Annotated in this window: 16 protein-coding genes, 1 other RNA gene and 1 pseudogene; 2 read left to right on the plus strand and 16 right to left on the minus strand. The window is 72.8% G+C overall.

The features are described from left to right. From ACZ4W5_RS26705 to ACZ4W5_RS26725, 5 genes and pseudogenes are all read right to left on the minus strand, one after another. A pseudogene (locus ACZ4W5_RS26705) lies at positions 1–591 on the minus strand ((2Fe-2S)-binding protein); the annotation flags it as partial. 71 nt (positions 592–662) lie between these two features. Next, complete coding sequence (locus ACZ4W5_RS26710; RefSeq protein WP_360239122.1) at positions 663–1,529, minus strand: FAD binding domain-containing protein; 867 nt, start codon at positions 1,527–1,529, stop codon at positions 663–665. A gap of 324 nt (positions 1,530–1,853) precedes the next feature. Next, positions 1,854–3,464, minus strand: a complete 1,611-nt coding sequence (locus ACZ4W5_RS26715) for a beta-N-acetylhexosaminidase (protein ID WP_465657384.1) — start codon at positions 3,462–3,464, stop codon at positions 1,854–1,856. Positions 3,465–3,555: 91 nt separating this feature from the next. Continuing rightward, complete coding sequence (locus ACZ4W5_RS26720; protein ID WP_360239079.1) at positions 3,556–3,840, minus strand: DUF3039 domain-containing protein; 285 nt, start codon at positions 3,838–3,840, stop codon at positions 3,556–3,558. Positions 3,841–3,936: 96 nt separating this feature from the next. After that, positions 3,937–4,530 (minus strand): YqgE/AlgH family protein, encoded by a 594-nt coding sequence (locus ACZ4W5_RS26725; protein ID WP_402486126.1) that lies wholly within the window; start codon positions 4,528–4,530, stop codon positions 3,937–3,939. A 299-nt stretch (positions 4,531–4,829) separates the two neighbouring features. On the opposite strand from ACZ4W5_RS26725, the gene murA reads away from it, so the two are divergent. Beyond that, positions 4,830–6,170, plus strand: coding sequence for a UDP-N-acetylglucosamine 1-carboxyvinyltransferase (gene murA / locus ACZ4W5_RS26730; protein ID WP_360239085.1), 1,341 nt, complete (start codon positions 4,830–4,832; stop codon positions 6,168–6,170). A gap of 84 nt (positions 6,171–6,254) precedes the next feature. Here murA and ACZ4W5_RS26735 read toward each other — a convergent pair whose 3' ends face one another. From ACZ4W5_RS26735 to ftsE, 8 genes are all read right to left on the minus strand, one after another. After that, positions 6,255–6,536, minus strand: coding sequence for an HU family DNA-binding protein (locus tag ACZ4W5_RS26735; RefSeq protein ID WP_188304146.1), 282 nt, complete (start codon positions 6,534–6,536; stop codon positions 6,255–6,257). Positions 6,537–7,067: 531 nt separating this feature from the next. Beyond that, the gene (locus ACZ4W5_RS26740) at positions 7,068–8,537 is read right to left on the minus strand and encodes an NAD-dependent malic enzyme (protein ID WP_360239088.1); all 1,470 of its coding nucleotides are present in this window, start codon (positions 8,535–8,537) and stop codon (positions 7,068–7,070) included. A 348-nt stretch (positions 8,538–8,885) separates the two neighbouring features. Next, entirely contained in the window at positions 8,886–11,189 is a 2,304-nt protein-coding gene (locus ACZ4W5_RS26745) for a HelD family protein (protein WP_360239091.1), read from the minus strand. A gap of 152 nt (positions 11,190–11,341) precedes the next feature. Then, positions 11,342–11,723: a transfer-messenger RNA gene (ssrA, locus tag ACZ4W5_RS26750) on the minus strand. A gap of 86 nt (positions 11,724–11,809) precedes the next feature. Then, positions 11,810–12,286 carry an SsrA-binding protein SmpB gene (gene smpB, locus ACZ4W5_RS26755; RefSeq protein ID WP_097237694.1) on the minus strand — a complete coding sequence of 159 codons (477 nt, stop codon included), beginning with the start codon at positions 12,284–12,286 and terminating at the stop codon, positions 11,810–11,812. A 63-nt stretch (positions 12,287–12,349) separates the two neighbouring features. Further along, the gene (locus tag ACZ4W5_RS26760; RefSeq protein ID WP_465657387.1) at positions 12,350–13,486 is read right to left on the minus strand and encodes a S41 family peptidase; all 1,137 of its coding nucleotides are present in this window, start codon (positions 13,484–13,486) and stop codon (positions 12,350–12,352) included. Between the two features lie 113 nt (positions 13,487–13,599). Next, entirely contained in the window at positions 13,600–14,511 is a 912-nt protein-coding gene (ftsX, locus tag ACZ4W5_RS26765) for a permease-like cell division protein FtsX (RefSeq protein WP_350504738.1), read from the minus strand. Between the two features lie 78 nt (positions 14,512–14,589). Then, positions 14,590–15,279, minus strand: a complete 690-nt coding sequence (gene ftsE / locus ACZ4W5_RS26770; protein WP_360239098.1) for a cell division ATP-binding protein FtsE — start codon at positions 15,277–15,279, stop codon at positions 14,590–14,592. 368 nt (positions 15,280–15,647) lie between these two features. Between ftsE and ACZ4W5_RS26775 the strand changes: the two genes are divergently transcribed. Beyond that, complete coding sequence (locus ACZ4W5_RS26775) at positions 15,648–15,842, plus strand: hypothetical protein (RefSeq protein ID WP_360239101.1); 195 nt, start codon at positions 15,648–15,650, stop codon at positions 15,840–15,842. A gap of 146 nt (positions 15,843–15,988) precedes the next feature. Here ACZ4W5_RS26775 and prfB read toward each other — a convergent pair whose 3' ends face one another. The 3 genes from prfB to ACZ4W5_RS26790 form a co-directional block, all read right to left on the minus strand. After that, positions 15,989–17,104 carry a peptide chain release factor 2 gene (gene prfB, locus ACZ4W5_RS26780; RefSeq protein WP_360239104.1) on the minus strand — a complete coding sequence of 372 codons (1,116 nt, stop codon included), beginning with the start codon at positions 17,102–17,104 and terminating at the stop codon, positions 15,989–15,991. A gap of 68 nt (positions 17,105–17,172) precedes the next feature. Next, entirely contained in the window at positions 17,173–18,426 is a 1,254-nt protein-coding gene (locus ACZ4W5_RS26785) for a serine/threonine-protein kinase (RefSeq protein WP_360239107.1), read from the minus strand. Between the two features lie 279 nt (positions 18,427–18,705). Then, positions 18,706–20,571 (minus strand): serine/threonine-protein kinase, encoded by a 1,866-nt coding sequence (locus ACZ4W5_RS26790; protein ID WP_465657390.1) that lies wholly within the window; start codon positions 20,569–20,571, stop codon positions 18,706–18,708. Positions 20,572–20,663 lie beyond the last annotated feature (92 nt).

Here is a 20,663-nt window from a genome sequence, read left to right on the forward strand (position 1 = left end):
TCGGGCGAAGATGCTTTTGGGTGCGCAGGGGGTTCGCCCGTCCCCCCCCCCCCCCCCCTCTCCTCCCCCCCCCCCCCCCCCCCCCCCCCCCGCGGCGGCCTCCTCGGCCTCCTCGACCTCCAGGGCGCGGGCGTCCGCGACGGTCTGGACGGCGGCCAGCACCCCGCGGTAGCCGGTGCAGCGGCACAGGTTGCCGCACAGCGCCTGCCGGGCCTCGACCTCGGTGGGCCGGTGGTTGCGCTGGAGCAGGTCGTGCACGGCCATCGCCATGCCGGGGGTGCAGTAGCCGCACTGCACGGCGCCGGAGGCTGCCAGCGCCTGCTGGACGTCGCTCGCGCCGCCGCCGGCCGACAGGCCCTCGACGGTGTTGATCTCGCTGTCGGCGGCCAGCGCGGCCGGCACCAGGCAGCCGGCCACCAGCTGGCCGTCCACCTGCACCGAGCAGGCCCCGCACTCGCCCTGCTCGCAGCCGTCCTTGGCACCGGCCAGGCCGAGCCGCTCGCGCAGCACGTAGAGCAGGCTCTCACCGATCCAGGCGTCGGTGACGGGCCGTTCGAAACCGTTGACCCGCAGCGTGTAGGAGGCGCACGGGCGCAGCTCCCGGCTGACCTGCGGGGTGGAGCCGAGCGGGTCGGCGTCGAGGGTCTCGATGGGGTCTGTGGTCACTTCAGCGCCCTTCCCAGTGCCCGTCGGGCCAGCACCGATACGGTACGCCGCAGCCGAACGGCGGCCGCGGTCGGCCCCTCGGTCACGGCCTCCCAGGCCCCCTCGGCACCGTAGTTGTCGGGGACGCAGGCGGCGGCCACGTACTCGCCGAAGGCGGCGCCCGCGGCCGGGTCGATCTCCCGGCTGCCGTCCCAGTCGATGCAGCCGGCCACCCAGGCCTCGGCCTCCAGCGGGCGCAGCGGCACCGGGGCGACGGCCCCGACAGCGCAGCGCACGGCGCGCCGGGCCGGGTCGAGGACGAGCGCGACGGAGGCGGTGGCGCGGGCCGGGCCGCTGCGGCCGGTGGCCTTGAGGAAGACCTGCGGCGCGTGCAGCAGCGGGACCCGCACCCAGGTGAGCAGTTCGCCGGGGCGCACCGGGTCGAGTCCGGTGAGCAGGTGACTGACCGGCACCTCGCGGCTGCCGCCGGCCCGGGCGAGGGTGACGGTGGCCTCCAGGGCGGCGAGCACCGGGAGGGTGTCGCCGGCCGGGGCGGCGGTGACGACGTTGCCGCCGAGGGTGCCGACGTTGCGGACCTGCGGCGGGCCGGCGGTGCGGGCGGCGTCGGCGAGGGCGGGGATGAGGGCGGCGAAGTCGGGGCGGTCCATCCGGGCGTGGGTGAGTCCGGCGCCGAGCACCGCGGTGCCGCCGTCCTCGTAGCGCCAGCCGCGCAGTTCGGTGATCCGGCCGAGGCCGACCAGGGCGGCGGGGCGCAGCCGTCCGGCGTTGACGGCTTCCATGAGGTCGGTGGCTCCGGCCACCGGTACCGCGGCCGGGGCGGCGGCCAACGCGTCGACGGCCTCGTCGAGCGAGGCCGGCAGCATGATCGTCCGGTTCACCTGGGTCCCACCGTGCTCCACTTGCTCATCGATCGTCTGCCGCCCGCGGCCGTGGCCGCACTGCACTGTCCGCGTCAGCAGCCCGGCCTGGCCGTAGGGTACGGGCGATCGGGCCGGGTTGGGCAACTCTGGCACACAATGCTCGATGATCATTTCGGGACCGGTGACCGGGACTGCCCGATTGGGACGGATACCGGGCGGTATCTGCCCCGGTCCGAACGGGACCGGGGCAGATGTTCATCTCTTCTTGACGTCAGATGACCGTCCATAAGTTCCCGACGGACACATCAGCGCACCGCGCGCACGACCTCAGCGCACCGGCGGCGGCCCCTCGATCGGCCGCCCCGCCACCCCGGGCCGGCGCTGCCAGGGGTGCGGCCCGTCGGCCGGGCGGTACTCGACGCCCAGCGCGTCCAGCACCGCCAGGTGGCCCCGCAGCCGCCGCTCGAAGCCGGCGTAGTCGCGCTCGGCGGGTACGGCGGGCAGCGCGGACCAGGCGACCTCGGCGAAGGCGACCAGCCGGGGGAAGGCCCGGTAGTCGATGTCCCGCGCGCTGTCCGTGAACTCGCTCCACAGGTTGGCCTGGGTGCCGATCACGTGCCGGGCGGCCTCCCCGTCCAGCTGCTCGGGGACGGGCTCGAAGCGGTAGACGTCCTCCAGCGTGCGCACGAAGCCGACCGGGATCGGCTCGTCCGGCCCGTCCGCCTGCCGGTGGTCGAAGTAGACGTGCTGCTCGGGGCACATCACCACGTCGTGCCCGGCCTTCGCGGCCGCGATCCCGCCGCCGAAGCCGCGCCACGAGGAGACGGCGGCGCCGGGGGCCAGCCCGCCCTCCAGGATCTCGTCCCAGCCGATCAGCCGGCGGCCGCGCTCGGCCAGCCAGCGGTCGAAGTGCCGGATGAGGTGGCTCTGCAGCTCGTCCTCGTTGGCCAGGCCCAGCTCGCGGATCCGGGCCTGGGCGGCGGGACTCTCCTTCCACTGCTCCTTGGGGCACTCGTCGCCGCCGAGGTGGACGAACTCGGACGGGAACAGCTCCAGGACCTCCTCCAGCACCCCCTCGAAGAAGCGCAGGGTCTCCTCGGAGGCGTTGAGCACGTGGTGGCTCACCCCCCAGTCGGTCCAGACGCCGAGCGCGGCGGTGTCCACCACGTCGGTGTTGCCCAGCTCGGGGTAGGCGGCGACGGCGGCCTGGGTGTGGCCGGGCAGGTCGATCTCCGGGACGACGGTGACCCCGCGCGCGGCCGCGTAGGCGACGATCTCGCGCAGGTCGTCCTGGGTGTAGTAGCCGCCGTGCGGGCGGTCGTCCCGGCGCTGCCCGGTCCGGTAGCCGACCATCGAGCGCTCCCGCCAGGCGCCGCGCTCCGTCAGCCGCGGGTAGCGCTTGATCTCCACCCGCCAGCCCTGGTCGTCGGTCAGGTGCAGGTGCAGCACGTTGAGCTTGTGCGCGGCCAGCAGGTCGACGAAGCGCAGCAGGTCGGACTTGGGCAGGAAGTGCCGGGCGACGTCCAGCAGCGCGCCGCGCCAGCCGAACCGGGGCTCGTCCGCGATGTCCGCGCCGGGCAGCACCCAGCCCTCGGTGCGCAGCGGGGAGCGGCGGTAGGCGTCCGGCCCGAGCAGCTGCCGCAGGGTCTGGGCCGCCCACAGGGCGCCGGCCGGGCCGCCGGCGGTGAGCAGGGCGTGGCCGGGGCGCACCGCGATCCGGTACGCCTCGGCGGCCAGGGTGTCGTCCAGGACCAGCTCGATGCCCGTGCCCGGCCGGCCCGGACCGAGCGGCAGCCCGGTGGCGGCGGACAGCGTGCCGCGCAGCCAGCGCTCGGCGTCGGCCAGTGCGGGCGGTGCGGTCAGCGTGGTGGCGGCGTCGAGCGGGAAGTCCCCGTCCGGGCGCCGGACGGCACTCGAAGGTGCGGGAATGAGGTCCATCCCGACATCCTGCCCAGGCCCGGAACGATTGGCACAGACCACCTCGCAAACGCGGTGCTATGCAAAACGGCGTCCTGCGGACGGCGGCGGACTACTTGCCGCCGTTGTCCCCGTCGCCGCCCTGCGGCTTGCCGATGCCGTCGTAGATCTCCTTGCACATCGGGCAGACCGGGTACTTCTTCGGGTCGCGCCCGGGCACCCACACCTTGCCGCACAGCGCCACCACCGGGGACCCGGAGAGCGCGCTCTCCATGATCTTGTCCTTCTGGACGTAGTGCGCGAAGCGCTCGTGGTCGCCGTCCCCGTGGGACACCTGCGGGACGGGCTCGACCAGGGTGCCGGTGCCGAGGCCGCGCTCGGGCTCAAGAGTGCTCATGGGTGCCAAGTCTATGGGCGCCCCGGGAAACCGGGCCAGTGTCACGCGGCGGGCCGGGTTCCACGGGCGTCGACACCGGGCCGGTCAAGACACGCCTTAGTTCATCGTCGGGTCGTCCGGGTAGGTCGCCAGCAGGGCCAGCGGGCCGCGCTGGCGGCGCAGCACCGAGCGCCACAGCCGTTCCGGCTCCGGGCTGGACACGTCCCCGGGCTCGCAGTCCACCAGGTACCAGGCGCCGCTCCCCAGCTCCGACTCCAGCTGGCCGGGCGACCAGCCCGCGTACCCGGCGAAGATCCGCAGGCTGCCCAGCTCCCCGGCCAGCACCTCCGGCGGCGCCTCCAGGTCGACCAGGCCGATCGCGCCGTGCACCCGGCGCCAGCCGAGCGGCTCCCCGGTGCCCGGCTCCCCCGGCGCGACGGCCAGGCCGAGCGCCGAGTCCAGCGCCACCGGCCCGCCCTGGAACACCACCGCGGGCTGCCCGACGAGTCTGCCCCAGCCGTCCAGCACACTGCCCACCTCGACCGGCGTCGGCCGGTTGAGCACCACGCCGAGCGCCCCCTCGGCGTCGTGGTCGAGGAGCAGCACCACCGCCCGGGCGAAGTTCGGGTCGGTGAGCATGGGCGTCGCGACGAGCAGACGGCCGGTGTGCGACCGGCCTCCGTACGAATGGGCCGCCGTCATGCCACACATGATCCCGCAGAACGGCACCGGTCGGACACCGCAACACCCGAAACCCCGCCACGCCGGACGAACACCCGTACGGCCGAACCGGCGGGCGGGAGCGGGGCCGGAGAGAGCACCATCACGGGAGAGGCTCACGGGAACCACCGGGACGCCCACTACCATCTACGGATGGTGGACGCCCCTCTACGGTGCCGACTCGGATTCTCCGGGGGCCCGAACGCGCCCGTACGCCCGTACCACCGGTCCACCAGCGGTTCCGCAACGGAGCCGTTCCCACTCCTCTGGCACCCCGGATTGCGAGAACGATGACCGACGACGTCCTGCTGGTCCACGGCGGAAACCCGCTCGAAGGCGAGATCCGCGTCCGCGGTGCGAAGAACCTGGTCCCCAAGGCCATGGTCGCCGCCCTCCTCGGCCAGGGCCCCAGCAGACTGCGCAACGTCCCGGACATCCGCGACGTCAAGGTGGTCCGCGGCCTGCTGCAGCTGCACGGCGTGACCGTGCGCGCCGGCGACGAGGACGGCGAGCTGATCCTCGACCCCTCGCACGTCGAGAGCGCCAACGTCGCCGACATCGACGCCCACGCGGGCTCCTCGCGGATCCCGATCCTGTTCTGCGGTCCGCTGCTGCACCGCCTCGGCCACGCCTTCATCCCGGGCCTGGGCGGCTGCGACATCGGCGGCCGCCCGGTCGACTTCCACTTCGAGGTGCTGCGCCAGTTCGGCGCCACCATCGAGAAGCACCCGCAGGGCACCTACCTGGTCGCCCCGCAGCGGCTGCGCGGCACCAAGATCGAGCTGCCGTACCCCTCGGTCGGTGCGACCGAGCAGGTGCTGCTCACCGCCGTCCTCGCCGAGGGCGTCACCGAGCTGCGCAACGCGGCCATCGAGCCGGAGATCGTCGACCTGATCTGCGTGCTGCAGAAGATGGGCGCGATCATCACCCTGGGCACCGACCGCACCATCCTGATCACCGGTGTGGACGAGCTGAACGGCTACAACCACCGGGCCCTGCCGGACCGGCTGGAGGCCGCCTCCTGGGCCTGCGCGGCGCTGGCGACCAAGGGCGACATCTACGTCCGCGGCGCCCGCCAGCTGGAGATGATGACCTTCCTCAACACCTTCCGGAAGGTCGGCGGCGCCTTCGAGGTGGACGACGAGGGCATCCGCTTCTGGCACCCGGGCGGCGAGCTCAAGGCGATCGCCCTGGAGACCGACGTGCACCCGGGCTTCCAGACCGACTGGCAGCAGCCGCTGGTGGTCGCGCTGACCCAGGCCACCGGCCTGTCCATCGTCCACGAGACGGTGTACGAGTCGCGGCTGGGCTTCACCGGCGCGCTCAACCAGATGGGCGCACACATCCAGCTCTACCGCGAGTGCCTGGGCGGCACCCCGTGCCGCTTCGGCGCGCGCAACTTCCTGCACTCCGCGGTGGTGTCCGGCCCGTCCAAGCTGATGGGCGCCGAGCTGGTCATCCCGGACCTGCGCGGCGGCTTCTCGTACCTGATCGCGGCGCTGGCGGCCGAGGGCACCTCGACCGTGCACGGCATCGACCTGATCAACCGCGGCTACGAGAACTTCATGGAGAAGCTGCGGGACCTCGGCGCCCACGTCGAGCTGCCCAGCGAGCAGCTGGTCGACGCGTAGGGACATTCACCGAGTGACCGCACGCACGGCGAGAGGCCGGGCTCCCCGCGGGGAGCCCGGCCTCTCGGGCGTTCAAGGGGTGGCTCAGACGCCCTTGGCGGCTTCCTTGAGCTTGGAGCCGGCGCTCACCTTGGCGCTGTAGCCGGCCGCGATCTGGATCGGCTCGCCGGTCTGCGGGTTGCGGGCGGTGCGGGCAGCGCGGTGGGTGCGCTCGAAGGTCAGGAAACCGGGGATGGTGACCTTCTCGTCGCCCTTGGCGACGACCTCGCCGACGATCTCGGCGAAGGCGGCCAGAACGGCGTCGGCGTCCTTGCGGGTCACCTCGGCGCGCTCGGACAGCGCGGCCACCAGCTCACTGCGGTTCATGTGTACTCCTGTGGTCTGTTCGCTTGCGGTGTACGGGGGCCCATCGGTGCTCCCACCGGGGGGCACCCGGATAGGCCGCAGGTCCGCACACTGTGCTCATGCAGGCAATGCGTGGTCGCAGGCCGGGTCCGTACCCGTATGCCGCGCGCCGGAGCCGTGAAGAGGCCCGCCGCCTGCCTGGGAACGAATCCTGCCCCGACCGGCCCCGAGAAAGCCAATCGGGCCCCGGCCGAGCCACCCGAACATCGCCCGCCCGTTGGAGGTGTGACGCTCCGTCGGCTCCGGCGGACCGGGCGCGGACGGCGGTCGGGACGACACGCCGGAAGACCAGGGGGACGTTCCGTACTTGTCGGACACGCCTGCCCCGTGCAGGGCTACCGTACGCCCTAGGCACGACAAGCCCAAACACGCCCCTCGCCCTTGTGTCGCAAGGGTTCGGGGCGCGCTTGGGCGGGTATGGCCGCTAATCGGACATTTGACCGACCGACGACCGGCCCACGAGTCGGGCCGTCAGGCGCCCGGCCGGGGCCGTCAGAGCTTGACGGTGGGGAAGGCCGAGGTGTCCAGGGTGCCGACGATGCCGGGGGTCGGACGGGCCGGCGCGGCCTCCTGGGCGTCCGCCAGGGCCGCCTCCCGCACCGCCGCGGCGACGGTCTTGGCGACGTCCTTGTGGAAGACGCTCGGGATGATGTAGTTGGCGTTCAGCTCGTCGTCGGCGACGGTGGTGGCCAGCGCGCGGGCCGCGGCGATCATCATCTCGGTGTTGACCGTGCGGCTCTGGGCGTCCAGCAGGCCGCGGAAGACACCCGGGAAGACCAGTACGTTGTTGATCTGGTTCGGGAAGTCGCTGCGGCCGGTGGCCACCACGGCGGCGGTCTGCCGGGCCACCGCCGGGTCGACCTCCGGGTCCGGGTTGGCCAGCGCGAAGACGATCGAGCGCTCCGCCATGGTGGCCAGGTCGTCGCCGTCCAGGACGTTCGGGGCCGAGACGCCGATGAACACGTCGGCGCCCGCCACGGCCTCCTTGAGGCTGCCGGTGCGGCCCGAGCGGTTGGTGTGCTCGGCGATCCAGCGCAGGCTGTCGTTGAGGTCCTCACGGCCCAGGTGGACCACACCGTGCACGTCGGCGACGGTGGCGTGCTCGACACCGGCGGCCAGCAGCAGCTTGAGGATGGCGGTGCCGGCCGCGCCGGCGCCCGACATCACCACGCGGATGTCGCCGATCTCCTTGCCGACCACCTTCAGCGCGTTGGTGAGGGCGGCCAGCACCACGATCGCGGTGCCGTGCTGGTCGTCGTGGAAGACCGGGATGTCCAGGGCCTCGCGCAGCCGGGCCTCGATCTCGAAGCAGCGCGGCGCGGAGATGTCCTCCAGGTTGATCCCGGCGAAGCCCGGGGCGATCGCCTTGACGATGGCGACGATCTCGTCGGTGTCCTGGGTGTCCAGGCAGATCGGCCAGGCGTCGATCCCGGCGAAGCGCTTGAACAGGGCCGCCTTGCCCTCCATGACGGGCAGCGCGGCCGCCGGGCCGATGTTGCCCAGGCCCAGCACCGCCGAGCCGTCGGTGACCACGGCGACGCTGTTGCGCTTGATGGTCAGGCGGCGGGCGTCCTCGGGGTTCTCGGCGATCGCCATGCAGACCCGGGCCACGCCCGGGGTGTAGATCATGCTGAGGTCGTCACGGTTGCGGATCGGCAGCTTCGAGGACATCTCGATCTTGCCGCCGAGGTGCATCAGGAAGGTGCGGTCCGAGACCTTGCCGATCGACACGCCGTCGATCGCCCGGAGCTTCTCGACGATCTCCTCGCCGTGCGCCACCGAGGAGGCCGCGACCGTCACGTCGATCCGCAGCGCCTCCAGACCGGAGGCGGTGACGTCGAGACCGGTCACCGATCCGCCGGAGGACTCCACTGCGGTGGTGATCGCGCTGACCGCGTTGCCGCGGGCCGGGACCTCCATCCGCACGGTGATCGAGTTGGAGACACTGGGCACCGTCGCCATCGACGCTTCCTTCTTCCGTCTGTCCCGCAGGCTCAACATTTTGTTGAAGGCATCGCCTGCGCATGCTAGACCTCGATCGTCGCACCTTCCAAGGGCTTGCCAGAAATAACGTTCATTGAGTGTGCGGATCCGACAAGCCGACCGGGTCGCCCACAGTCTCCGGGCGCACACTCCTTGCCTCTCCCGGCCGATGCGTTACATTGGACGGGACACCGGCTCGATCCAAGCCCCCGGGCCCAACCTTCGTCCCTCAGAGGGACCACTTGCCGCGAGGCGAGCATGGCGGGTCGGTGTCATCAACGTCCGAAGGCCCCTCACCAGTGGTGAGGGGCCTTCGTCGTGGGGGCGTCAGCCGTGCAGCAGCGCGGGCACGCCGGCCGCGTCCGGCAGGTCGTCAGGGCCGGACAGCACCGTCAGCCGCTGGGTCGCCCGGGTGAGCGCCACGTAGAGCACCCGCAGGCCCGCCTCCGACTCGCCGGCGATGCCGGTCGGGTCGGCGACCACCGTCGCGTCGTACTCCAGGCCCTTGGCCTCCAGGCTGCCCAGCACCACCGCGCGCTCGCCCAGGCCCTCGGCCCAGCCGGCCGCCTCGGCCCGGCGGTCCATCGGCACCACGATCGCCACGGTGCCGTCCACCTCGCCCAGCAGTCGCTCCAGCTCGGCCCGGGCGGCCTTGCCGAAGGCCTCCGGCGCGGGGTCGGTGACGGCCGCGAAGCGCGGCTCCACACCGACGTGGCGCACCGCGCTCGGCGAGGGCGTGCCCGGCGCGGCCAGCGCCAGCACCTTCGCCGCGACCTCGGCGATCTCGGCCGGGTTGCGGTAGTTGACGGTCAGCGTGAAGCGGCGGCGCGGCTTGCCCGCCAGCACCTCGTCCAGCGCGGCCTGGGCCTCCTGGGGGAACGGCCAGGAGGACTGCGCCGGGTCGCCGACGATGGTCCAGGTGGCCATCCGGGCGCGCCGGCCGATCATCCGCCACTGCATCGGGGTGAGGTCCTGGGCCTCGTCCACGATCACGTGCGCGTACTCCTTGCGCTCCACCGGCTGACGCTCCCGCTGGCGGGAGTTGCGGTCGGCGAAGGTGGTGACCTCCTCCAGGCCGCTCAGCAGGTCCACCGCGTCCACCTCGCGGACCTTCGGACGGGCCGGCTCACCGAGCAGCACCTGCAGCTCGTCCACCAGCGCCACGTCGTGCGCGGACAGCTCGCCCTCGCCCTGCGGCGACAGGTGGCGCCAGGAGGCGGCCAGCAGCCTGGCCTCGTCCGGGGTGACGGCACGGCGGGCGATCCGGTTGGTGTGCCGGGTCTGCTTGAGCGTGCCGAGCACCCGGCGCGGGGTCAGCGCGGGCCACCAGGCGTCCAGGAACTCCAGGAAGGACGACTCGTCCGAGACGTAGTCGTCGAAGGACTCCTTCTCCTCCTGGCGCTGCTCCCGGGCGTAGTGGTCGGTCGGCCTGGGCAGGTGCCGGGTGGCCTCCTGCCACAGGGCGTCCAGCAGCAGCCGGCGGGCGCGCGGGCGCAGCAGGTTCAGCGGGGTGCCGCCGGAGCCCACCACGTTGCCGCGGACGGCCTTGAGCCGGCCCGCGTCCAGTCGCAGCACCTCGCCGCGGGCGACCACCTTGAGCTCCTGGGGGGCGCCCAGCTCCAGCGCCGCCCGGGCCGCCCGGCGCAGCAGCTGTACCATCCGGGCCGAGCCCTTGACCCGGGCCGCCTCCGGGGCGTCGTAGGTGGCGGCCTCGATGCCGTCCACCAGCGAGCCGACCGCGCGGATCGCGACCTGGCCCTCCTCGCCGAGCGAGGGCAGCACGCCCTCGGTGTAGGAGACCAGCAGCGCGGTGGGCGAGACCACCAGGATGCCCCCGGCGTAGCGGCGGCGGTCCTGGTAGAGCAGGTAGGCGGCGCGGTGCAGGGCGACGGCGGTCTTGCCGGTGCCGGGTCCGCCGGTGACGAGGGTGGCCCCGGCCGCGGCGGCCCGGATCACCTCGTCCTGCTCCTTCTGGATCGAGGAGACGATGTCGCGCATGGAGTGGCTGCGGGCCCGGCCCAGCGAGGCCATCAGCGCGCCGTCGCCGACCACGGCCAGTTCCCGGCCGTCCAGGGTCGGGGTGAGGTCGGGGCGCAGCAGGTCGTCCTCGACGCCGATCACCTTGCGGCCCTTGGAGCGGATCACCCGGCGGCGGATCACCCGGCCGGGCTCCACCGGGGTGGCGCGGTAGAACGGCGCGGCGGCCGGGGCCCGCCAGTCGATCACCAGCGGGCCGTACTCGGCGTCCAGCACGCCCAGGCGGCCGATGTGCAGGGTCTCGGCGACGGCCGGGTCGGCCGGGTCGAGCGGGGTGTTCGAGGGGATGCCGTGCTCCTCCGGCGCGTCGGCCTGCTGGAGGTCGATCCGGCCGAAGAGGAAGTCCTCGAACTCGTTGTTGAGCCGCTGGAGGTGCGCGCCGGCCCGGTAGACCTGGGCGTCGCGCTCGGCGAGGGCGCCGGGAGTGCCGACCTGGACCCGCTTGGCGGCGTCCTCCAGGATGTACTCCGCCTCGGCGAGCTTCTCCTCCAGCCGGTGGTAGACGGTGTCGAGGTGCTGCTGTTCACCGGCGATCTCACGCTCGCGGACGGTCTCGTGATCGGTGGTGGGGGTGGTGTCCGTGTTGCTCTGCATGGCCTCGGGGGTTGCGACGGAATCCGGCTCCGGAAAACGAGCGGACGGATGATCCTACGCCGCGACCCCCCGCACGCGCTGCTCCGGAACGTACAAAAACCGAAGGCCGCCCTCCGCATCAGCGGTGGACGGCCTTCGGTGTCAACATGGGGTGGTGGAGATGCCGGGAATCGAACCCGGGTCCAGTGGAGTTAATTCAGGGCTTCTCCGAGCGCAGTCCGCTGTGCTTTTCTCGGCCCTGGCGGTCACACGGACAAGCCGCCAACAGGCCCAGCTGCTGTTTGATTTCCCATCCACCCCCGCAGCCCGGGCGGACGGTTGAGTTCCCTAGATTATGCCAGGGTCCGGGTCGGGAACTCCCCGGTCTGACACCCAAGCGCTATCGGTGCTTATTAGGCAGCGAGAGCGAACTGCTGGGAATCGCGCTTAGAGTTGGCGATTATTTTTTTGCGACACGTGGTTAACGAGATCATTGCCGCGTTCCTCGGCTCGCTTCCCCTGTTTCAACATCCCCTGTCGAAACCGATCATCCCCATGTTTTGTTGAGAAACAGCTCGGACGGTGACCGTCCGTGTTGCTTGCGCCATAGTACGCGAGGCGACGGGCAAGGGTCCAGCGGATTAACCCTGACGCCGCCGGGCGGCCGCCACCGCACGGGCCGTCTCGCGGGTGTCCTGCTTCTCCCGCAGCGTCTGGCGCTTGTCGTACAGCTTCTTGCCGACCGCCAGTGCGAGTTCGAGCTTGACCCGGCCGTCCTTGAAGTACAGGGACAGCGGGATCAGGGTGTGGCCCGCGTCGCGGACCTTGGTCTCGATCTTGCGGATCTCCAGCTTGTGCAGCAGCAGCTTGCGCTTGCGCCGGGCCGCGTGGTTGGTCCACGTCCCCTGGGTGTACTCGGGGATGAAGACGTTGTCGATCCAGGCCTCGTGGTTCTGGATGTAGGCGTAGCCGTCGACCAGGTTGGCCCTCCCCTCACGCAGCGACTTGACCTCGGTGCCGGTGAGCACGAGGCCGCACTCGTAGGTGTCGAGGATCGTGTACTCGTGTCGCGCCTTCTTGTTCTGCGCGATCAGCTTCTGTCCGGTTTCCTTTGCCATAGCGCGGCCATTCTCGCACTTCGACGCCGGTTCGGGCAGCCGCTTTACCGCCCGGCGACCGGGTCAGGACTGGGTGCCGAGGCCCGCCAGGACCCGCAGGGCGAGCGCGTCGGCGTCCTCGCCCGCGGCCGCCGGGACGTCCGGGGTCAGGCCGGTGCCGTCCAGGGAGCGCCCGGCCGGGGTGTAGTAGCGGCCCACGGTCAGCTCCAGCACCGCGCCGTCGGCGAGCCGGCTGGGCTGCTGGACGGTGCCCTTGCCGAACGTCCGGGAGCCCACCACCACGGCGCGGCTGCGGTCCTGGAGGGCCCCGGCGAGCAGTTCGGCGGCGCTCATCGTGCCGCCGTCCACCAGCACCACCAGCGGGCTGCGCCGGTCGCCGCCGGGCGGGGCGGTCAACTCCCGCTTCTCGCCGCGCTCCTGGTAGGAGCCGACGGCGCCGCCGTCCAGGAAGCTCCCGGCGGTGCCGACCGCCTCCTCCAGCAGCCCGCCGGAGTTGCCGCGCAGGTCGAGCACCACACCGGCGTGCGGGGCGCGCAGCGCGGCGCGCACCTGCTCGGCCACGCCGCTGGTGAAGGCCCGGACGGTGATCCGCAGCACGCCCTTGTCCAGGTGCTCCGCGGTGACCTGCCGGCTGTCCAGCAGCACCCGCCGCAGCCGCAGTTCGCGCACCTCGCCGCCGTCGCGCTGGACGGCCAGGGTGACCTCGGAGCCGGCCCGGCGCTCGTCGCCCTGCCCGCGCAGCCGGGCGACCACCTCGGTGACCGGCAGCCGGTCGGCCTGGTCCCGGTCGATCCGCAGCAGCCGGTCACCGGGAGCGATCCCGGCCTCGGCGGCCGGTCCGGCCGGGGTGACCTGGGAGACCTCGGTGACGCCGTCCTCGCCGCGGCCGACCGACAGCCCGACCCCGGGGTAGCGGCCGTCCAGCCCCTGGCTGAACTCGGCGTACTCCTGGGCGCTGTAGTACGCGCCCCAGCGGTCGCCGCCGGCCGCCAGCAGGTGCTCGGCCTGCTGCTCGGACAGCGCGGCGCCCGCCGGGTCCGTCGGGAGTCCGGCGGTGGCCGGGGCCGCGTCGGCGGAGGCCCGGCGCGGCGGGTGCCCCGGGCCGCCCCAGGCCCCGGTGGCGGCGCCGCCCAGCAGCACGGCACCGAACACCAGGCTGAGGGCGGCCACCTGACGTGCCCTGCGCGGAGTTTGCAGCATGGCAACGGAGTGTAGACACCGCACCGCGCGCGGCGGGCCGGAACGACCGAGCGCGGAACGGCGACGGCCCCGTACGGCGCAGTGCCGTACGGGGCCGAAGCAACCTCAGGGGGTCAGACCTTGAGGTACTTGCGCAGGGTGAAGAACGCCGCGATGCCGGCCATCCCCATGCCGACCACGACCAGCAGCGGGATCACCGCCAGCACCGAGCCGAGGCCGATGAAGTGGATGAACTGCACCCGGTCCGCCAGCCAGCCCTGGACGAAGAAGTGCCCGCCGACCAGCAGGCCGGAGGCCAGCGCCGCACCGAGCAGCGCGGAGAACGCGGCCTCGGCGATGAACGGCATCTGGACGTAGAAGTTCGAGGCGCCGACCAGGCGCATGATGCCGGTCTCGCGCCGCCTGCTGTACGCCGACACCCGGACGGTGTTGACGATCAGCAGCAACGCGACGAACAGCATCAACACCATGATCACGAACGCCGCCGTCTGCAGGCCGTTGAGCAGACCGAACAGGTTCTCCAGGATCTTCCGCTGGTCCTCGACCGACTTGACGCCGGGCTTGCCCGCGAAGGCGCTCTGGATGACGTCGTACTTGGTCGGGTCGTTGAGCTTGACCCGCCAGGACTGCGGCATGGCGTCCGGGCCCAGGACGGAGATGAGCGGGTTGTCCGGGTTCATGTCCTTCCAGTGCTTGTACGCCTCCGCGGAGCTCTCGTACGTGGACGACTGGACCACCGAACTCATCTTGTCCAGCTGGTCCTTGATGTCCTGGACCTGCTGGTCGGTGGCCGCACCCTTGTCGCACTGGGGCGAGTTGCGGGCATCCGCCTTGGTGCAGAAGTAGATGCTCACCTCGACCTTGTCGTACCAGTACCCCTTCATGGAGTTCACCTGGTCGCGGACCAGGAGCGAGGAACCGGCGAGGGCGAGGGAGAGCGCGACGCTGACCACGACCGCGATGGTCATGGTCAGATTGCGTCGGAGACCCACACCGATCTCCGACAGGACGAACTGGGCACGCATGCGGGAAACAACTCCAGGGTCGGTACTGCGCGGTCTGGCGGGCCGGGCCGGCGGGCCCCACGGGTCAGCGCTGGTCGGTCAGTGCTGGTATCCGTAGACGCCGCGGGCCTGGTCGCGGACGAGCAGCCCCTTGTCGAGCTCGATGACGCGCTTGCGCATCTGGTCGACGATGGCCTGGTCGTGGGTGGCCATCAGCACCGTGGTGCCGGTGCGGTTGATCCGGTCGAGCAGCTTCATGATGCCGACCGAGTTCTGCGGGTCCAGGTTGCCGGTGGGCTCGTCCGCGATGAGCAGCATCGGGCGGTTCACGAAGGCACGGGCGATCGCGACGCGCTGCTGCTCACCACCGGACAGCTCGCCGGGCATCCGGTCCTCCTTGCCGCCGAGGCCGACCAGCTCCAGCACCTCGGGCACCACCTTGTTGATGGCGCTCTTGGGCTTGCCGATCACCTCCAGCGCGAAGGCGACGTTCTGCGCGACCGTCTTGTTCGGCAGCAGGCGGAAGTCCTGGAAGACGGTGCCCAGCTGGCGGCGCATGTGCGGCACCTTCCAGTTGGACAGCTTGCCCAGGTCCTTGCCCAGCACGTGCACCGAGCCCGTGGAGGGACGCTCCTCCCGCAGGCACAGCCGCAGGAAGGTGGACTTGCCCGAGCCGGACGAGCCGACCAGGAAGACGAACTCACCCTTCTCGATCTCCAGCGAGACGTTGTCCAGGGCGGGACGGTTCTGCTTGGGATAGGTCTTGGAGACGTTGTCGAATCTGATCACGGCTGCATCACGGAGGCCATCCTAGGCGGCGCCAGTCCTCGGTCGATCCGCCCCGGAGGCCCGGTCCGGGGGCGGGCGATGGGAGCGCGGACGGCCGCTCCCGGTCTGGGACCATACGCGAAGCTGTGGCCGGCCCGCAGGGACGGCCCAGGACGGACTCCGAAATCTGGGGGAGAATGTCCGGTTGTGCCCCGATAATTGCGAGCCATCTCACAGCCCGGGAGCCGGAACGGCCAGAACCTGGCAGAGTGGAGGTGGCAACCGTGTCCGGTCGCTCCCCCGTACGGGGCAGACTCCCCCGTACAGGTAGGAACAGGGAACCAAAGCCCCGTCCGGTGCGTTGGCTGTAGCAGCGAGGAGGAGATCGCATGACCTGCGACCATCTGGTGTGCGCCAACTGCAACGGCCGCGTCAGCGACGGGCGTTGCCCGGTGTGCCGCGCCAACCGGGCCCGGCTGCAGGAGCAGCAGGGGCCGTTCGCCGCGCTCTCCCCCGCGATACTGCTGGCCCTGCTGGCCGGGCTGCTCGCGGTGGCGCTGATCGCGCGGCAGGCACTGGCCTGACGATCCTGCGTACGACGAAGGGCCCCGACCGCTGCGGTCGGGGCCCTTCGCGTGTGCCTGCGGTTACTCGGCGCTGGTCTCGCGCTGCTTGCGCCAGCGGATTCCGGCCTCGATGCTGTGCTTGATTTTCATCGAGGCCGGAATCCTCACGCCTCGTTCGAGGTCTCCCGCTGCTTGCGCCAGCGGATTCCGGCCTCGATGAAGCCGTCGATGTCGCCGTCCAGGACGGCCTGCGGGTTGCCCGCCTCGTACGCGGTGCGGACGTCCTTGACCATCTGGTACGGGTGCAGCACGTAGGAGCGCATCTGGTTGCCCCAGGAGCTGCCGCTGTCCTTGAGCGCGTCCATCGCGGCCTTCTCCTCCTGGCGGCGCCGCTCCAGCAGCTTGGCCTGGAGGACGTTCATCGCGGAGGCCTTGTTCTGGATCTGCGAACGCTCGTTCTGGCAGGAGACCACGATGCCGGTCGGGAGGTGGGTGATGCGCACCGCCGAGTCGGTGGTGTTGACGCCCTGGCCGCCGGGGCCGGAGGCGCGGTAGACGTCCACCCGCAGCTCGCCCTCGTCGATCTCGACGTGGTCGGACTGCTCGACGACCGGGAGCACCTCGACACCGGCGAAGGAGGTCTGCCGGCGGCCCTGGTTGTCGAAGGGCGAGATGCGGACCAGGCGGTGGGTGCCCTGCTCGACCGAGAGGGTGCCGTACGCGTAGGGCGCCTTCACGGTGAAGGTCGCGGACTTGATACCGGCCTCTTCGGCGTACGAGGTGTCGTACACCTCGGTCGGGTAGCCGTGCCGCTCGGCCCAGCGCAGGTACATGCGCATCAGCTGCTCGGCGAAGTCGGCGGCGTCCACGCCACCGGCCTCGGCGCGGATGTTGATCAGCGCCTCGCGGGCGTCGTACTCGCCGGAGAGGAGGGTGCGGACCTCCAGCTCCTCGACGGCCTTCTGGAGCGAGACCAGCTCGGCCTCGGCCTCGGTGCGGGTGTCCGCGTCGTCCTCGGCCTCGGCGAGTTCGAACAGCACGCCCAGGTCGTCGATGCGGCTGCGGAGCCCCTCGACGCGGCGGAGTTCGCCCTGGAGGAAGGAGAGCCGGCTGGTCACCTTCTGCGCGTTCGCGACGTCGTCCCACAGGGTGGGGGCGGCTGCCTCCTCCTCCAGGACCGCGATGTCGGCCCGGATCTTGTCCAGGTCGAGGACGGCCTCGATCGACCCCATGGTCGTATCGAGGTTCTTGAGCTCTTCGGAAGGATCGACGGCTGCCACGCCCCCAGCGTAATGGTTCCGGGGGTGGTCATGACGACACCCCCGGTTCCGCTGCCGTTCTCCGCGGGCTACGGAGCCCGCGGGGCGGTGCCGTGCACGGCCGGGCGGGCCGGGTGGCCGCCGCCCGGTTCGGTGGCCGCGAAGGCCGTCCAGGCCGCGGCGGCGCCCGCCAGCAGCAGCACGGTGGCCAGCAGGACGGCCAGCAGCCGGCGCCGGCGCAGCAGGGCCGCGCGGTCCCGGCGGTGCCCCGGCGCGGCACGCTGGGCGCGGGACTCGGCGGCGTACGCGGCCAGCTCGTCGGCCGAGGGGCGGCGCAGGCTGGTGTGGGTGTCCCGGGTGGAGTCCGGGGCGACTCCCGGCACCAGCGGGACGGCCGGGCCGCGGCGGCGCTTGTGGGTGCCCGGGCCGGCGTCCACCTCGGCGTAGACCGCCTCGCCCGGGGTCAGCTGCTCCTCGGCCGGGGCGCGGCCCTGGGAGGGCACGGCCAGCACCGGCAGACCGGCCAGCGAGGGCAGCTGCTCGCGCAGCCGGGCGGCCAGCTCGGCGGCGCGCAGCCGGGAGGCCGGGGCCTTGGCCAGGCACTCGGAGATGATCCGCCACAGCCCGTCCGGCAGGCCGGGGATCGGCGGCACCTGCTCGGTGACGTGCCGGCGCAGCACCGCGCCGGTGTGGCCACCGCCGAACGGGGTGAAGCCGGCCAGCAGCTCGTACAGCACGGTGGCGAGGGCGTAGATGTCGACGGCGGCGCGCGGCTCCAGGCCCTCGATGATCTCGGGGGCGAGGTAGTCGGGGGTGCCGATGATCCGGGTGGCCCGGGTCCGCCGCGGGGCGTCGACCAGGCGGGCCACGCCGAAGTCGGTGAGCTTGGCGCGCGGGGCGCCGCCGGGGCCGGGGGCGGCCGCGAGGTCGAGCAGGACGTTCTCCGGCTTGACGTCGCGGTGCACGATCCCGGCCGCGTGCGCGGCCGCCAGGCCGTCCGCGACGTCGGCGATGATCGAGGCGGCGGACTGCGGCGGGAGGGCGCCGTCCCGCTCCAGCCGGGAGCGCAGGTCGGTGCCCTGGACGAGTTCCATCACCAGGGCGAGGTCGCTGCCGTCCACCACCATGTCGCGCACGCCGACCACCCGGGGGTGGTCGAGGCTGGTCAGCGCGGTGCGCTCCTGGACGAAGCGGCCGACCAGCACCTGGTCGGCGGCGAGGTCCTCGCGCAGCAGCTTGACCGCCACCGGGCCGTCGGGCCCCTCACCGAGCCAGACCGTCCCGGCCGAACCCCGGCCGATCACCTGGTGGACGGTGTACCGGCTGCCGATCTTGCGTGCCAATGCTGCTCCGTGGGCGGCGCGGGAGCGCTCCGGGGGTCCGGGCGCGCTCGGTGGGGCGGGACAACAGCGACCAACCTACGCGCCCGGACCCCCCGTGCGGGGCGCCTGGGGGCCGTGGAGCGGCACTCGGGGGCGAGAAATCTCGGGAATTGTCGACAAAGCGTCAATCCTGGCTTCCGGGCCGGGTCCGGACGTCCGGTCACCTCCGGTCACGTCCGGTCGGTCGCCGGGGCGGTCGGCCGTCCCGGCCCGTACCCCGGCGCGCCGTTCGGGCCCGCGTCAGTTGCCGGAGCTGCCGAAGACGTTGTTCACCCAGTCCCGGGCGGTGTCGAACCAGCCCACGACGTTGTCCCAGTAGTGCGGCAGCGGCGTGAAGTTCCACAGCGCCAGCGCGGCCACCGCCAGCACCAGCAGCACCATCAGGCAGCCCTTGAGGCAGCCCAGCCCCGGGATGTACATCCGGTTGCGGCTGCGCGGGCGCCGCTCGCGCGGCGGGGCGCTCTCCCGGCGGGACGGCTCGCGCGGCTCCTCCCGCGGCGGCCGGGGCTCCCGGTGCTGCGGCGCGGGCGGCTCGGCCCGGCGCGGCACCGGGGCGGGCGGGGGCGGGTAGCCGCCCGGCGTCCGGCCCTGGCCGGACGGGGCCTGCCGGTAGCCGCCGGGCGGCTGCGGACGGCCGCCGCCCTCGCTGCCCTGGGGCCCCTGGGGCCCCTGGTTGACCTGGTAGGGCGGCGGGGCGACCGGCGGGCGCTGGGCGTAGCCGGGCGGCGGCGCCTGGCGGCGCTGGTCCGGGCGGTAGCCGGCCGGCGGCTGCGGCTGGTGGCCGGGCACGCCCTGGCCGCCCTGGCCCCGCTGATCGGCCTGGTAGGGCGGCGGGGCGACCTGCGGGTCCTCGAAGTCCTCCGGCCCGAAGTAGCCGACCTGGGTCTGCTGGTTGCGGTCGCGCGCCGCCCGCAGCTGGGTCTGCCAGGGGTGCGGCGCCTCCTCCGGCGGACCGGCCGGCGCGACCGGCGGGGGCGGCGGCACGGCGGTGGGCGGCATCACCTGGGTGCGGTCCTGGGTGCCGTACGGGGGCGCGGGCGGCGGCTGGGTGCCCATCACCCGGGTCGCCGCGGCCGGGTCGTACTGCGGGGCTCCCGGGGCCGGGGGCAGCACCTGGGTCCGGTCCTCGGCACCGTACGGGCCGACGGGCGCGACGGGCGCGGCCGGCGCGCTGCCGGGCACCGCGGTCGGCTGCGGGTCCGGCAGCAGCAGGGCGCCGACCGCCAGCGCCTCGTCCACCGCCGCCGGCGAGGCGTGCACGCCGACCCCGGCCGCGACCACCCGCAGGGCCCGGGCCAGCGCGGTGGCGCTCGGGCGCTGCGCCGGGTCCTTGCGCAGGCAGCGCTCGATCACCGTCCAGAGCGGCTCGGGCATGGTGCTGGGCCGCTGCGGCTCCTGCGCCAGGTGGGCCTGGAGCACCGCCAGGGCGCTGTCGCCCTGGAACGGCTGGCGGCCGGTGACCAGCTCGTACAGCATGATCCCGGCGCCGTAGACGTCCACCGCGGAGGTCTGCGGGCGGCCCTCGGCGGACTCCGGCGCGACGTACGCGGGGGTGCCGACGAACTCGTGGGTGCGGGTGACGCCCGGGGAGTCGGCCAGCCGGGCGATGCCGAAGTCGGTGAGCAGCGGGTGCATCTGCTCGGTGCCCTGCACCACGGTGGAGGCGAGCAGCACGTTGGCCGGCTTGAGGTCGCGGTGGACGATGCCGTCCGCGTGGCTGGCCGCCAGCGCGTCCGCGACCTGGGCCATCAGCAGCGAGCCGGCGATCGGGCTGAACGGGCCGTTGGCGCGCAGGTAGCGGGCCAGGTCGGGGCCCTCCACCAGGTCCATCACCAGCGCCAGCAGCTCGCCCTCGACGACCAGGTCGCGGACCCGGACGATGTTCGGGTGGCTCAGCCGCAGCAGCAGCGAACGCTCGCGCAGGAAGCGCATCACCACGTCCGGGTCGGCCGCCAGTTCCTCGCGCAGCACCTTGATGGCCACCTGCTGCCCGGGCTCGCTGCCCGGCGCCTGGACGTCCTGGCGCACCAGACCTCGCCAGACCGTCCCGGTGGCACCCCGCCCCAGGGTCTCCTCAAGCAGATACTTGCTGCCGACTGGCCGCACCTGTCGCACTCCTCGCCGTGCCGCCCGCGGGGCGCTCCCCCGCCGGTTCGCGGTGAGCCTGCCGGGCCCGTGTTTGCGGCCACTCTAACGGT

It is taken from the genome of Kitasatospora sp. NPDC029367 (genome assembly GCF_055569135.1).